We start from the raw sequence: 14240 nt of genomic DNA, 5'->3' as shown, positions 1-14240 counted from the left end.
GCCCAAACTACGCCGGGTCCCCGATCGCGTCATGGCACACCCGTACCGGATCGGCGACTTCGGCGGCTCCGGCCCCGGCCCGGCGGGCCGCCGCGCGGTAACTCGGCGTCGCGAGCACCTCCTGCACGGCCGCGCCCAGCGCCCCTGCGGTCAACGGCCGCACGAGGCGCGCACTGCCCTGTCGGACAAGGCGATTGGCGATCTCCCACTGGTCTCCTCCACCCGGGACCACCACCATCGGAACCCCGGCCAGCAGCGACTTCGCGACCGTCCCATGGCCGCCGCCACAGATCAGCACATCGGCCCGGGACAGCAGCTCGTCCTGGCGGCCCAGACCCACCACCGCCCACGGCGGCACCTCGGCGTCGGGTCCGTGCAGGCAGGACACGGCCACCCGGGCTCCCGCGGGCAGCACCTCGCCGGGCACCAGGCTGGTCAGCGCCAGCTCGGCCAGGCCGACCGCACCGGTCGTGGCGGTCGACGGGGCCACCACGACGACGGGACCGTCGCCGTCGGGCAACCGCAGCACGTCGGTTGTCGGTTCGTAATGCAGCGGTCCCACGATGACGGCCTCGGCCGGCCAGTCCGGGCGCGCCACCTCCAGCGCGGGCAGCGTGGCGATCAGGCGGCGCACCGGCCCGGGGTCCTCGCCCGGCAGCCCGATCCCCCGCCGCGCCTCGGAGCGCTGCCGCAGCCCGTCCCGCCATGATTTCGCGCTCAACGCGCGCAACACCGTGTCGCGCAGCCGACCGCGCAGGCCGGTTCCCGGCGCCAGGCCGCTGCCGATGGGCGGCAGCCCCTTGGACGGCCGATAGAGCGGGTGGGTGTTCAATTCCACCCACGGCAGACCGAGCAGGTCGGCGGCCAGCCCACCACAGGCGGTGATCGAATCCGAGACCACCAGATCCGGATCCAGCGCTGCGATGAGGTCCCGGTTCAGGACGGCCATCCGGGCGGCACGCTGGTGGATCTTCGCGCCGGCGTCGGCGTCGTCGTCCTCCGCCGTGGGGTCCAGACCGCGCAGTTCGACCGCGTCGATGCCGTCATGGCGCGCCGCCTCGAGCCATCTCGTTCCGGTGAGTAGCGTCGGCGCGTCTCCGGCGGCGCGCAACTTCAGGCACAGCGCGATAGCCGGAAATGCATGCCCGGGGTCGGGTCCCGCGACCACGGCTACGCGCATGCGGGCTACCCTGCCACACCGTCGGCCCGTTAGGCTCCGACGGTATGACCGACGATGCCCCGCAACCGCTGCTGCCGACCTCCGACTCCACTCCCGCTCTCCCCACCATCGACGCCGCGGAAACGGTGCAGAGGTTCCTGTTCGCGATGGCGGATCAGGATTTCGACACGATCGAAGCGCTGGCCGCTCCGGATCTGCTCTGGCAGAACGTCGGTCTGCCGTCGATCCGGGGACGGAGCAGGATCCTCAAGTTGCTGCGCGGCGGTGAAGGCAAGTTCGGTTTCCTGGTGAAGTTCCACCGCATCGCCGCTTCCGATGAGCGCTCGGAGCAGACCGGCATCGGCGGCACGGTGCTGACCGAACGCACCGACGCGCTGATCTTCGGGCCGCTGCGCCTGCAGTTCTGGGTGTGCGGCACATTCGAGCTGAACGCCGACGGGCAGATCACGTTGTGGCGGGATTACTTCGACTTCCTCGACGTGATGGTCAAGGCGCCGCTGCGGGCCCTCGCGGGCCTGGTGGTGCCGTCCCTGCGCCCGACGTTCTGAGCGCAACCGGACTCCCGAACGCCGGCACCCCGCTCCAGGCCCTCCGGGCGGCTCGCAGCGAGCCTCACGCTTGTTTCAGGCGGCCCAACTCGTCGAACGCCTGCGCCCACGCGGTCAATCGGTCGGTGGCCATCCCCAGCTCGTCGCGGTAGCGCCGCTGCGTCATCGGTGAACTCGACATCGCACCGCTGTTCGCCGCCGCCACCAACTGCGCTGCCGCGGAGACCATTTCGTGGTACTGGCGGGCTCCGCGGTCGAGCTGGGTGGTGAACGCGGCGATCGTCGGCGCCAGGTATGCGCGCGAATGCGGCGCCGACTTCACGGCCTTCTCCATCGACACCACCTCTGCGGCGGTGGCGACCATGGTCGCCGCGGTCTGCTCAGCGGCCACCCGCAATTCGGAGAGTTCGCCGACGGGCAGCATCTGCCCGCGCTCCATCACGCCGAGTAGCGAAAACAGCCCGCGTTCGGAGGCCGCGAGCGAGGCCATCGGCTGGCGGGCCGCCGATCCCCAGGGCGGCAGCCGGCGACCGGTGCGGGCCCGCTGTGGCGGAAGCGGTTCGCCGCGCAGCCAGCGGTAGCGCAGGAATGACAGGGTGGCCAGGAACGCGGCGCCGACCGCGATCGGCGCTGGGATGAACAGCGCCCACACCGGGGTGCTCCACGACGCCAGCAGCGCGGTGACCGCCAGCCAGAACAGCGTCGACACGGTGAAGAACACCCCGAGCCGCAGCGCCCAGCGCCGCTTACGCAGCAATTTGGCACGCGGATCGGCGGCGGCATTGAGTTTCTCGGCCACCAGGTCCGACCATTCTGCGGCGGTGTCGATGCCGCGCTGGGCCAGAGAACGCCAGGCTTCGGGTCGGCCGGTCCGAGTGCTCACGTCATGCTCCCGTGGATGTTATTGCGACAGCGGGTTTTCCGGTGTCGGGTTGGCGGCCGGTGTGGCAGGGGTCTGGGTGGGGGCCGCCGGAGTGGCACCGCCGGCGGGCAGCTGCTCGCCGCGCATCGACGCCCGGATCTGCTCCAGCCGTGAATGCCCGGCCATCTGGACGCTGGCCTGCTGGACCTCCAGCATCCGGCCCTGCACCGAGTTCTGGGCCAGTTCGGCCGAGCCCATCGCGTTGGCGTAGCGACGCTCGATTTTGTCGCGCACCTCATCGAGGCTGGGAGTGCTGCCCGGGGCGGCGATCTCGCTCATCGAACGCAGCGAGGCGCTGACCTGTTCCTGCATCTTGGCCTGCTCCAGCTGGGACAGCAGCTTGGTGCGTTCGGCGATCTTCTGCTGCAGCACCATCGCGTTCTGCTCGACGGCCTTCTTGGCCTGACCGGCGGCCTGCAGCGCCTGGTCGTGCAGCCCTTTGAGGTCCTCGACGCTCTGCTCGGCGGTCACCAGCTGCGCGGCGAACGCCTCGGCGGCGTTGTTGTACTCGGTGGCCTTGGCCGTATCACCGGCTGCCACGGCCTGATCGGCCAGCGTCAGCGCTTGGCGTACGTTGACCTGGAGCTTCTCGATGTCGGCGAGCTGGCGGTTGAGCCGCATCTCCAGCTGGCGCTGGTTGCCGATCACCTGCGCCGCCTGCTGCGTCAGCGCCTGGTGCTGGCGCTGGGCCTCCTCGATGGCCTGCTGGATCTGCACCTTCGGGTCGGCGTATTCGTCGACCTTGGAGCTGAACAGCGCCATGAGGTATTTCCACGCCTTGGTGAACGGATTGGCCATGAGTTCATTCCGCCTTCGTGTCTGTCGAACGGTGTCGGCTGTACCGGCAAGTACCTAAACCCAACTTATCGGTTCGGCGCAGATCGCCACACCCCTGCAGGGGGACCGGGTCAGGCCACCGCCATCGACACGACCTGGGGAATGACCACCTTGGTGCTGACGTCGATTCCGGCGGCGCTGGCAACCTTGCCCGCCTCGCGGGCTTGGGCCGCCCGGAACTCCTCGACGGCCAGGTCGTCACCGGCCTCGGACAGCACGCGCGACAACGGCACGTCCAACGCGCCGCAGATGGCGCTGAGCAGCTCGCTGGAGGCCTCCTTGCGACCGCGCTCGACCTCGGACAGATAGCCGAGGCTCACTCGCGCCGAGTCCGAGACCTGCCGCAGGGTGCGCCCCTGCTCGACCCGGGCGCGACGCAGCACGTCGCCGATGACCTCGCGCAGCAATGTCGTCATCGCGCGTCCCTTCCGATTGATGTCGGTTTGCTCAGTAGTGCAACGCCCGATACCGCCCGGATGGTTCCCGGACGACGACGGCGATGTTCACTGCTGTTCGACCAGCCGGCGCAGATGGCGCACCGCGGCCCTGACCGCGGCCATCCGGATGTCCCAGCGACCTCCGGTGAGCTGCAGCGGCACCACGTCGGTGTCGAGCGGACCGGCCAGACCGAGGAACACCGTTCCCACCGGATGACCGGCGTGCGGCTCCGGACCGGCGACACCGGTGAGGCCGACGCCCCAGGTCGCCCCGCAGCGCTGCATCGCGCCGACCGCCAGCGCGCGGGCCGTCGGTGCGGCGACCGGACCGACGTCGGCGAGCAGTTCGGGTGCCACCCCGGCCAGGCCGGCCTTGGTGTCGACGGTGTAGGTGATCAGCCCGCCCCGGAGCACCGCGCTCGCACCCGGCACCCCGCCCAGGGTGGCGGCGAGCAGACCCGCCGTCAGTGACTCCGCGGTGGCCACGGTCTGCCCGCGCACGGTCAGATCGGCGACCAGCGCCCGCGCGTCGTCATCGACCAGCGGGTCGTCCACGCCAGTCCCTGACGGCCGAGACGAAGTAGTCCACTCCCGTGGTCACGGTCAGCACCACCGCGGTGAGCATGATCACCCACGCGGCGGTCAGCCAGCCGTCGGACAGCGGCAGGATGAACAGCCCGATCGCCACGGCCTGCACCAGGGTCTTGAGCTTGCCGCCGCGGCTGGCCGGGATCACGCCGCGGCGCAGCACCACCAGTCGCAGCACCGTCACGCTCAGTTCGCGGACCAGGATCAGCACGGTCACCCACCAGGGCAGGTCCCCGAGCACCGACAGCCCGATCAGCGCCGAACCGATCAGCGCCTTGTCGGCGATCGGGTCGGCCAGGGTGCCGAACTCGGTGACCATGCCATAGCTGCGGGCCAGGGCGCCGTCGAAGTGGTCGGTGATCACCGCCACCGCGAAGATGGTGAATGCGGTTACCCGCCAGGTGGTTTCGTGGCCATCGCCGACGAACAGCGCGACCAGGAACACGGGCACCAGAACCATCCGCACGCCGGTGAGCATGTTGGCGAGGTTTGCGACCCGGGCACGGGGAACCACAGGATCGGTATGTGGTTGGCCCGGCACCGACACAGAATACTGGTTGCCCTTGCCGATACTCTTCGGTGCATGAGCGCAGATCCGGACGCATCCGCCGGTGAACTGCTGGTGCGCCGCGCCACCACCTCCGACGTGCCGGGGATCAAGGCACTCGTCGACATCTATGCCGGCAAGATCCTGCTAGAGAAGAATCTGGTGACCCTGTACGAGTCCGTGCAGGAGTTCTGGGTCGGCGAGATCGACGGCGAGCTCATCGGGTGCGGGGCACTGCACGTGCTCTGGTCCGATCTCGGCGAGGTGCGCACCGTGGCGGTGCATCCCAGGGTGCGCGGCCGCGGCGTCGGGCACGCGATCGTCGATCGTCTGCTGGCGGTGGCCGCCGAACTGCACCTGCGGCGGATCTTCGTGCTCACCTTCGAGACCGAGTTCTTCGGACGGCACGGGTTCCAGGAGATCGACGGCACCCCCGTCACCGCCGAGGTGTACGAGGAGATGTGCCGGTCCTACGACACCGGCGTCGCCGAGTTTCTGGACCTCTCCTACGTCAAGCCCAACATCCTGGGCAACACCCGGATGCTGCTCACTCTCTGAGCCCTCTGTCGCCGAAACCGCATTCCACGCGGTCGAAACGCGACTTGACGCGCGTGGAATGCGATTTCGGCGGTTTAGAAGCCGGGGTCGTCCGCGTCGGCATCATCGGCGGCGCCGTTGGCGTCCGATCCGCCGCGGATCAGCGCCAGCGTGCCCGCCAGCTCGTCGGGTTTGACCAGCACCTCGCGCGCTTTCGACCCCTCCGAGGGTCCGACGATCCCCCTCGTCTCCATGAGGTCCATCAGCCGGCCGGCCTTGGCGAACCCGACCCGCAGCTTGCGCTGCAGCATCGAGGTGGAGCCGAACTGCGAGGACACCACCAACTCGACGGCCTGCAGGAACACGTCCATGTCGTCGCCGATGTCGGCGTCCACGTCCTTGCGCTCGCCGGCCTTGACCGCGGTGACGCCTTCGACGAACTCGGGCTCGGCCTGTTCCTTGGTGGCCGAGACGACTGCGTGGATCTCCTCGTCGGTGATGAACGCTCCCTGCAGGCGCAGCGGTTTGTTCGCGCCCATCGGCAGGAACAGCCCGTCGCCCATGCCGATCAGCTTCTCGGCGCCGGGCTGGTCGAGGATGACGCGGCTGTCGGTCAGCGACGACGTCGCGAATGCCAGTCGTGACGGCACGTTGGTCTTGATCAGACCGGTGACGACGTCGACGGACGGCCGCTGCGTCGCCAGCACCAGGTGGATCCCCGCCGCGCGTGCTTTCTGGGTGATCCGCACGATCGCCTCTTCGACGTCGCGGGGCGCGGTCATCATCAGGTCGGCCAGCTCGTCGACGATCGCCAGGATGTAGGGGTAGGGCTTGTACTCGCGCTTACTGCCCAGCGGCGCAGTGATCTCGCCAGAGCGCACCTTCTCGTTGAACACGTCGATGTGCCGCACCCGCGAGGCCTGCATGTCCTGGTAGCGCTGCTCCATCTCCTCGACCAGCCAAGCCAGCGCGGCGGCCGCCTTCTTCGGTTCGGTGATGATCGGCGTGATCAGATGCGGAATGCCCTCATACGGGGTCAGTTCCACCATCTTGGGGTCGATCAGGATCATCCTGACCTCGTCAGGAGTGGCGCGCGCCAGCAGCGAGACCAGCATCGAGTTCACGAAGCTGGACTTGCCGGAGCCGGTGGAGCCGGCCACCAGCAGGTGCGGCATCTTGGCCAGGTTGGCCGAGATCATCTCACCCTCGATGTCCTTGCCCAGCCCGATGACCAGCGGATGGTGGTCTGAACGGGTCACCGGATCGGTGAGCACGTCGGCCAGGCGCACCATCTCGCGGTCGGTGTTGGGCACCTCGATGCCGACGGCCGATTTGCCCGGGATCGGCGCGAGCATGCGCACACTCTCGGTGGCCACCGCGTAGGCGATGTTGCGGTGCAGCGCAGTGATCTTCTCGACCTTGACGCCCGGGCCGAGTTCGACCTCGTAGCGCGTGACGGTCGGCCCGCGGGTGCAGCCGGTCACCGCGGCGTCGACCTTGAACTGTTGCAGTACCGAGGTGATGGCGTCGGTCATCGCCTGATTCGCCGACGTCAGCCGCTTCGGCGGATCCCCGGCGATGAGCAGGTCCAGCGACGGCAGCGTGTAGGGGCCCTCCACCACCCGGTCCAGCGTGAGCTTGGGCTCCCTGCGGGGCTTCTTCTTCTCGCGGATGGGCGCCGGGGCAGGCGGCTCCTCATCGTCGAGCGGATAGTTGTCCATCGGCGTGCCGACCGGGCCCGCCGGCTTTGCGAGCGGCTCGGTGGGCTGATTGGCCGTCGGCCACGACCGAGCCTCGTCCTTCCCGAAGTCGGCCTCGTCGTAGTAGCCGTCGGAGAAGTCTTCGGCACCCGCAGCGCCGGGCTCGTCGTCGTCGTAGTCGTCGTACTGGTCGTCGTCGTAGTTGTCGTCGTAGTCGGCGTAGTCACGCTGCCAGCGGGTGGTGAACATGTCCCGGACGACCGAGGGCACCTCGCGGATGGTCGTGCCGGTGACAAGCAGCAGCCCGAACAGCACACCGATGAACAGCAGCGGCGCGGCGATCCAGGCGGTCAGCCCGTCCGACAGCGGGCCGCCGATCGCGAAGCCCAGGAACCCGCCCGCGTGCTGACGTTCGATCGGACCCTGCGGCGCACCCGACCACAGGTGCCAGAGGCCCAGTGCGGGCAGCGCGATCATCGTGAAACCCAGGATCAGCCTCGGCCGGGACTCGGGGTCGGGTTCCGACCGCATCAAGATGACGCCGATGGCCGCCAGCACGATCGGCACCAGCACCACCGCCGCACCGATCATCACCCGCACCACCGTGTCGATCCAGGCGCCGACCGGGCGGGCCGCCTCGAACCATGAGCTCGCGGCCACCACGACTGCCAGGCCGAGCAGCGCCAGCGCGATGCCGTCGCGCCGATGTCCGGGCTCCAGATCGCGGGCCCGGCCCACCGACCGCGCCGTGCTGCCCGCCCCCTTGGCCAGCATCAGCCAACCGGCCCGCACCCCGCGACCGACCGCGGTTCCCGCCGCGGCCACCGGCGACGGGTGCCGCCGGGCGGGCTTACGGCGCGAGGCCGTCGGCCGCGCCGGCCGGGACCCGCCCCGCGCAGGCGCCTTTGACCTGCTCGGACGGGCTGCAGATCGGGACGCGGTCTTACTCGCCATGCCGGTAAGCCTAGTCCCAAAGGTCTCATATGCACCATCTGCCACAGTGGTCACAGATTGGTGACGGCCCCTGACCTGCATCGGATGCGGTGTGAGGCGCGGCACGTGCGCTGAGTAGGGTGGACAACTGTCCAAAACACCGCAGCGAGGAGTTGCCATGCCCGTCGTCGTCGTCGCCACCATGAAGGCCAAGCCCGAGTCCGTCGACGCGGTCCGTTCCGCATGCCAGACGGCCATCGAGGCGGTACACGGTGAGCCCGGATGCGATCTCTACGCATTGCACGAAGCGGACGGCACGTTCGTCTTCGTCGAGCAGTGGGCCGACGGCGACGCGCTGCAGAAGCACAGCGCGGCACCCGCGGTAGGGACGCTGTTCGGCACGATCGGCGAACTACTCGACGGCGCCCCCGATATCAAGGTGCTGCAGCCCGTGGTGGCCGGCGATCCGACCAAGGGCCGGCTGCGTCCGTAGCGGGTCGACATGGGTGAACTCAACGGCAAAGTCGCCTTCATCAGCGGCGCCGCCCGGGGCCAGGGCCGCGCCCATGCGGTGAAACTCGCCTCCGAGGGAGCCGACATCATCGCGCTGGACGTGTGCGCGCAGATCGACTCGGTGCCCTACCCCATGGCCACTCCGGAGGATCTGGCCGCGACGGTCAAGCTCGTGGAGGACACCGGCGCGCGGATCGTCAGCTACGAGGCCGACGTGCGGGATCGCGACGCGGTCAAGGCCGCGGTGCGGGGCGGCACCGAGCAACTCGGCGACCGTCTCGACATTGTGGTGGCCAACGCCGGCATCGCGCCGATGGCCGCGGCCGATGCGTGGCAGGACGTGATCGACGTCAACCTCACCGGCGTCTACAACACCATCGACGTCGCGATGAAGCCGATGATCAAGTTCGGCAACGGCGGGTCGATCGTGCTGACCAGTTCGGTGGCCGGCCTGATCGGCCTCGGTGCACCGATGGCGGGTTCGGTCGGCTACGCCGCCGCCAAGCACGGCATCGTCGGCATCATGCGGGTGTACGCGAATTTCCTTGCGCAGTACAGCATCCGGGTCAACTCGGTGCACCCGTCGGCGGTGAACACCCCGATGATCGACAACGAGTTCACCCGCTCCTGGCTTGAGGGCATGGCCCAGGAGAACGACGGCGGTCCCGACATGGGCAACGCGCTGCCGGTGTCGGCGCTGGAACCGGAGGACATCGCCAACGCGGTGTTCTGGCTGGTGTCCGACGCCGCCCGCTATGTCACCGGCGTCACGCTCCCGGTCGACGCGGGGTATATCAATAAACGATGAGTGCCCCGAACGCCGCCGCGCAGACCGCCTTCGGGCCGATGGTGCTGGCGGCGATCGAACACAACGAACCGCCGCACCGGCGCCTGGTCGACGACGATCTGGCCGAGTCGTTCCTGCCCAGGCACCTCAGGCTGCTGGTCGGGTCGACCCGCGCGGCCGCACTGCGCCGCGCGGTGCACGCCGCCACCGAGCGGTCGGGGCCGGGGCTGTGGGCGAGCATCGCCTGCCGTAAGCGCTACATCGATGAGCGGCTGTCCGATCCGCTCAACGTCGCCGACGCGGTCGTGGTGCTCGGCTCGGGGCTGGACACCCGCGCCTGCCGAATCGCCCGCCACGGCGACCTGCCCGTCTTCGAGGTCGACCAGCAGGTCAACGTCGACCGCAAAGCCGGGGTGCTGCAGCGCGTGCTGGGCGGGACGCCGGCGTCCGTGCATCTGGTTCCGGTCGATTTCGAGAACGACGCGCTGATCCCCGCGCTGGAATCGCACGGATACCGCCCGGAACACCGCACCTTCTTCATCTGGGAGGGTGTCACGCAGTACCTCAGCCAGGGCGCGGTGCACGCGACCCTGTCCCAGCTGGCGTCCGCCGCGCCCGGCAGCAGGCTCATCTTCACCTACATCCGGCAGGACTTCATCGACGGCACCGACCGGCACGGAGCCGATGCGGTCTATCGCCGGTTCCGCGGCCGCCGCCAGGTGTGGCAGTCGGGCATGGTGCCCGAACTCGTCGGCGAACAGCTCGCCGAACACGGCTGGCGCCTCGTCGAGCAAGCCGGCCCGAGCTACTTTCGCGACACCTATATCCGGCCCACCGGCCGGACGCTGGCGGCCTCCCCCATCGAATGGACCATTCTGGCCGAACGCTGAGTTCGCGACTCCGTCACGCCAGGTCGGCGTAGCATCGGATTCGTCGGGGGGCTCATCGAGCCAGGCCGTTGCCAGATCCTTGCAGGGCCCGTCGGCCATCGGTCGCGGGGCACGAGGGGGACGTGATGCTCGACTCGGAGACAACGGGGCCGTGGCCGCCATCCTGATCGCCGAGGACGAGCCCCGGATCTCCGCCTTCGTCCGAAAAGGATTGTCGGCCAACGGATTTTCAGTGAGTGTGGTTGCCGACGGGATCTCCGCGCTCATGCAGGCGCGTAGCGGCAGTTTCGACCTCATGCTTCTCGACACCGGACTCCCGGGAATGGACGGCTTCACGGTGCTGCGGCGGCTTCGCGCCGAGGGAAGTTCGCTGCCTGTGCTGATGCTGACCTCGCGGGCCAGAGCCGCGGAGTCGGCCCGGATGCTCGAGGCGGGCGCCGAGGACTCCATCGCCAAGCCGTTCCGGTTCGAGGAACTCCTTGCCCGGGTGCGTCTTCGGCTCGCTGCCGGACGCGTCGCCGGGCCCACGACGCTCAAATACGGCACCCTGTCGCTGGACCTGCGGACCCGCCGCGCCCACGTCGGCGACTACTCCGTGGACCTGTCGGCGCGCGAGTGCAAGCTGGCCGAGACCTTCCTGCGCCATCCGGGTCAGGTGCTCACCCGCGAGCAGCTGCTGCAACAGGTGTGGGGCCAGGACTACGAGCCGGGGTCCAACGTCGTCGACGTCTATGTCCGGTACCTGCGGCGCAAGCTCGGCGCGAGCCGGTTCGTCACGCTGCGGGGGCGCGGCTACCGGCTCGAACCGATCTGATCCTTCGTCAGCAAACGCCTCTTGGCCGGCCTCGCCCGGTCCGCCGGCGACTTCGGCTGCATTGCGGGATGCCATGCCCCGAGCCGGAAGGCGGAGCCGAGTCCACCCCGGGGATGTTGTGCCCGTCGGCACCACCCAGCCTCCTGAACAGCCAAAGCCGCACCGAGGTCGCGCATGACGCATTAGCTGAAATTGTCACTGAGGAATTGACGAAACCCGATATTCGGTGGAGGGGCCCGATTTTGTCGATGCCGCATCGCACGCCCGTGTCGCCGTGCATACTCTAATGGTCAGCGATACCGCAGCGAATCGACCAGCCGCGCGGGCCACGGCTTGTGAGGGGTAGCCGTGACACGTCGGCGGCGTTTCCGCTCTCAGATCTCGATGACCGTCGGGACGATCATCGGCTGCCTCCGGTAGGTCTCCCCGACCCACTTGCCCACCGTCCGCCGTACCGCCTGCGCGATGCGCGAGGGATCGGTGATGTTCTGCGAGGCGAGTTGCTCCAACTCCGCTTCGATCTTCCTGGCCACCGGTTCCAGCGCCTTGGGATCCTCGGAGAATCCCCGCGAGTGCAGGTGCGCCGGAGCAGCCGCCCGGCCGGTGCCGCGGCGCACGACGACCGTGACGGCCACGAAGCCCGACGACAGGATGAGCCGTTCCCCGAGGGTGGCGTCGCCGACATCGCCGGTGATCAGCCCGTCGACGAACATCTTCCCGACCGGCACGGCGCCGGCGATGCTCGCCCGCCCGGCCACCAGGTCGACACTGACGCCGTTCTCGGCGAGCAGGATGTTCTCCTCGGGCACCCCGGTCCGGGCGGCCAGCTCCGCATTGGCACGGAGCATCCGCCACGTCCCGTGCACCGGCATCACGTTGCGCGGCCGCACCCCGTTGTAGAGGAACAACAGTTCGCCCGCGTACGCGTGGCCCGAGACATGAACGCGCGCTTGCTGATTGGTGACGACCCGGGCGCCGATCTTGGCCAGCGCGTCCATCACCCCGTAGACCGCCTCCTCGTTGCCCGGGATCAGCGACGACGACAGGATGATCAGGTCTCCGGCAGTCAGCGTGATGCTGCGGTGCTCACCGCGCGACATCCGAGACAGCGCGGCCATCGGCTCGCCCTGGGTGCCGGTGGTGATCAGCACCACCCGGTCGGCGGGCATCATCTCGGCCGCGGCGATGTCGACCACGTCCTCATCGGCGACCTTGAGGTAGCCGAGTTCGCGCGCGATGGTCATGTTGCGCACCATCGAGCGACCGACGAAGGAGACCTTGCGGTTCAGAGCGACCGCAGCGTCGATGATCGACTGCACACGGTCGACGTTGGATGCGAAACAGGCGACGATCACCCGGCCCTCGGCGCCACGCATGAGCCGGTGAAGGGCCGGGCCCACCTCACTCTCGGAGGGTCCGACACCGGGGATCTCGGAGTTGGTGGAGTCGCACAGGAACAGGTCGACCCCCGCATCGCCGAGCCGGGACATCCCCGGCAGGTCGGTGGGCCTGCCGTCGGGCGGCAACTGGTCGAGCTTGATGTCACCGGTGTGCAGCACGGTCCCGGCCCCGGTGTGGATGCCGATGGCCAGGCAGCCGGGAATCGAGTGGTTGACCGCGAAGTACTGGCACTCGAAGACACCGTGGGTGCTCTTCTGCCCCTCGGCGACCTCGACGAACTTCGGCGAAAGACGATGTTCCCGGCACTTCTCGGCCACCAGCGCCAGCGTGAACTTCGAACCCACGATCGGGATGTCGGCACGCTGCTTGAGCAGGAACGGGATCGCGCCGATGTGGTCCTCATGGGCATGGGTGACGACGAGCGCCTCGATGTCGTCGAGACGGTCGGCGAGGTGCCGCAGGTCGGGCAGGATCAGGTCGACGCCGGGTTCGTCGTGCGTGGGGAACAGCACCCCGCAATCCACGATGAGCAGACGTCCCAGATGCTCGAAAACGGTCATGTTGCGGCCGATTTCGTTGATCCCGCCGAGTGCGGTGACCCGCAGTCCGCCGGGGGCCAGTGGTCCCGGTGCCTTGAGCTCGGAGTTCACTACCGGCCCGCTACCTCAGCACGCCTGCGGCGCGCATGTCGCCGGCCAGGGCCTCAAGCTGTTCGTCGGTGGCCGGGATCTGCGGCAGCCGCGGCTCACCCGCCTCGAACCCTTGCAGCCGCAGCCCCGCCTTGGACAGGGTGACCCCGCCGAGGCGCGCCTGGGCGCGTGCAAGCGGGCCGAGCGAGACGCTGATCTTGCGCGCCGTCGCGACGTCTCCGGATGCGAAGGCCCCCATCATGTGCCGCAGCTGCGCGGCGGCCAGATGACCCCACACGCTGATGAAGCCGACCGCACCCATCGCCAGCCACGGCAGGTTCAGGGCGTCGTCGCCGGAGTAGTAACTCAGGCCGGTCTCGGCGATGATCTGCCCGCCGCCGTGCAGGTCCCCCTTGGCGTCCTTGATCGCGACGATGTTCGGGTGGCCGGCCAGCGCTCGGATGGTGTCCCACTCGATCGGCACCACCGAGCGCGGCGGGATGTCGTACAGGATCACCGGCAGCTCGGTCGCGTCGGCGACAGCGGTGAAGTGCGCCACCAGTCCGGCCTGCGGCGGACGTGAGTAGTACGGGGTGACGATCAGCAGTCCGTGCGCACCCTCGGCGGCGCTGGCCTTCGCCAGGTGCACGCTGTGCGCGGTGTCGTAAGAGCCCGCACCGGCGATGATTCGCGCGCGATCGCCGACGGCTTCGAGCACCGTGCGCAGCAGCACGAGCTTCTCGTCGTCGGTCGTGGTCGGGGACTCACCGGTGGTACCGGACACCACCAGACCGTCGCACCCGGCGTCGACCAGCCGGTTCGCCAACCGGGCCGCGGCGTCGGTGTCCAGCGACCCGTCGGGCTTGAACGGAGTAACCATCGCGGTCAACAGGGTGCCCAACCGGGCCGGGGCGTCGAATCCGCTGGTACTCACGGGCACCAAGATTACCCGGTCACCCTCGCTTGCCACGAATGCC

The 14240-nt window shown here is 69.0% G+C and carries 15 protein-coding genes; 6 read left to right on the top strand and 9 right to left on the bottom strand.

Going from position 1 to position 14240, the window contains the following annotated elements; translation table 11 throughout:
* Positions 1-7: 7 nt before the first annotated feature.
* Positions 8-1180 carry a glycosyltransferase gene (locus ACTWP6_RS17410; protein ID WP_260751685.1) on the bottom strand — a complete coding sequence of 391 codons (1173 nt, stop codon included), beginning with the start codon at positions 1178-1180 and terminating at the stop codon, positions 8-10.
* A 44-nt stretch (positions 1181-1224) separates the two neighbouring features.
* Here ACTWP6_RS17410 and ACTWP6_RS17405 point away from each other — a divergent pair, with 44 nt between their 5' ends.
* Positions 1225-1728: a limonene-1,2-epoxide hydrolase family protein gene (locus ACTWP6_RS17405; protein ID WP_443188361.1), complete on the top strand. Its 504-nt coding sequence runs from the start codon at positions 1225-1227 to the stop codon at positions 1726-1728.
* 64 nt (positions 1729-1792) lie between these two features.
* Here the strand turns inward: ACTWP6_RS17405 and pspM are convergent, their stop codons facing one another.
* The 5 genes from pspM to pgsA form a co-directional block, all read right to left on the bottom strand.
* Complete coding sequence (gene pspM, locus ACTWP6_RS17400) at positions 1793-2611, bottom strand: phage shock envelope stress response protein PspM (RefSeq protein WP_443188360.1); 819 nt, start codon at positions 2609-2611, stop codon at positions 1793-1795.
* Between the two features lie 18 nt (positions 2612-2629).
* The gene (gene pspA, locus ACTWP6_RS17395; protein WP_443188359.1) at positions 2630-3448 is read right to left on the bottom strand and encodes a phage shock protein PspA; all 819 of its coding nucleotides are present in this window, start codon (positions 3446-3448) and stop codon (positions 2630-2632) included.
* Between the two features lie 110 nt (positions 3449-3558).
* Positions 3559-3903, bottom strand: coding sequence for a transcriptional regulator ClgR (gene clgR / locus ACTWP6_RS17390; protein ID WP_443188358.1), 345 nt, complete (start codon positions 3901-3903; stop codon positions 3559-3561).
* A gap of 87 nt (positions 3904-3990) precedes the next feature.
* Positions 3991-4479 carry a CinA family protein gene (locus ACTWP6_RS17385; protein ID WP_443188357.1) on the bottom strand — a complete coding sequence of 163 codons (489 nt, stop codon included), beginning with the start codon at positions 4477-4479 and terminating at the stop codon, positions 3991-3993.
* Positions 4457-5053, bottom strand: coding sequence for a CDP-diacylglycerol--glycerol-3-phosphate 3-phosphatidyltransferase (pgsA, locus tag ACTWP6_RS17380; RefSeq protein ID WP_260751680.1), 597 nt, complete (start codon positions 5051-5053; stop codon positions 4457-4459). Before pgsA ends, ACTWP6_RS17385 begins: the two co-directional genes overlap by 23 nt.
* 42 nt (positions 5054-5095) lie before the next feature.
* Here pgsA and ACTWP6_RS17375 point away from each other — a divergent pair, with 42 nt between their 5' ends.
* Positions 5096-5617, top strand: a complete 522-nt coding sequence (locus tag ACTWP6_RS17375) for an amino-acid N-acetyltransferase (RefSeq protein ID WP_443188356.1) — start codon at positions 5096-5098, stop codon at positions 5615-5617.
* A 74-nt stretch (positions 5618-5691) separates the two neighbouring features.
* Here the strand turns inward: ACTWP6_RS17375 and ACTWP6_RS17370 are convergent, their stop codons facing one another.
* Positions 5692-8409, bottom strand: a complete 2718-nt coding sequence (locus tag ACTWP6_RS17370) for a DNA translocase FtsK 4TM domain-containing protein (RefSeq protein ID WP_443188355.1) — start codon at positions 8407-8409, stop codon at positions 5692-5694.
* On the opposite strand from ACTWP6_RS17370, the gene ACTWP6_RS17365 reads away from it, so the two are divergent.
* The 4 genes from ACTWP6_RS17365 to ACTWP6_RS17350 all read left to right on the top strand — a co-directional run bounded on the left by ACTWP6_RS17365 (position 8408) and on the right by ACTWP6_RS17350 (position 11233).
* Positions 8408-8722, top strand: a complete 315-nt coding sequence (locus ACTWP6_RS17365; RefSeq protein WP_260751677.1) for a putative quinol monooxygenase — start codon at positions 8408-8410, stop codon at positions 8720-8722. The two genes, ACTWP6_RS17370 and ACTWP6_RS17365, sit on opposite strands and share 2 nt — an antisense overlap.
* 9 nt (positions 8723-8731) lie before the next feature.
* Positions 8732-9550, top strand: a complete 819-nt coding sequence (locus ACTWP6_RS17360) for a mycofactocin-coupled SDR family oxidoreductase (RefSeq protein WP_443188354.1) — start codon at positions 8732-8734, stop codon at positions 9548-9550.
* Positions 9547-10419, top strand: a complete 873-nt coding sequence (locus tag ACTWP6_RS17355; RefSeq protein WP_443188353.1) for an SAM-dependent methyltransferase — start codon at positions 9547-9549, stop codon at positions 10417-10419. Before ACTWP6_RS17360 ends, ACTWP6_RS17355 begins: the two co-directional genes overlap by 4 nt.
* A 151-nt stretch (positions 10420-10570) precedes the next feature.
* The gene (locus ACTWP6_RS17350) at positions 10571-11233 is read left to right on the top strand and encodes a response regulator transcription factor (RefSeq protein ID WP_443188352.1); all 663 of its coding nucleotides are present in this window, start codon (positions 10571-10573) and stop codon (positions 11231-11233) included.
* Between the two features lie 374 nt (positions 11234-11607).
* Here ACTWP6_RS17350 and ACTWP6_RS17345 read toward each other — a convergent pair whose 3' ends face one another.
* A complete protein-coding gene (locus tag ACTWP6_RS17345; RefSeq protein ID WP_443188351.1) occupies positions 11608-13284 on the bottom strand; it encodes a ribonuclease J in 1677 nt (558 codons plus the stop codon).
* Between the two features lie 10 nt (positions 13285-13294).
* A complete protein-coding gene (gene dapA / locus ACTWP6_RS17340) occupies positions 13295-14197 on the bottom strand; it encodes a 4-hydroxy-tetrahydrodipicolinate synthase (RefSeq protein WP_443188350.1) in 903 nt (300 codons plus the stop codon).
* Positions 14198-14240 lie beyond the last annotated feature (43 nt).

It is taken from the genome of Mycobacterium sp. 4D054, from assembly GCF_052245755.1.
Taxonomy (GTDB): Bacteria; Actinomycetota; Actinomycetes; order Mycobacteriales; family Mycobacteriaceae; genus Mycobacterium.
Note: the sequence above shows the minus strand (reverse complement) of the source record. Positions and strands in the feature narration are given on the sequence as shown.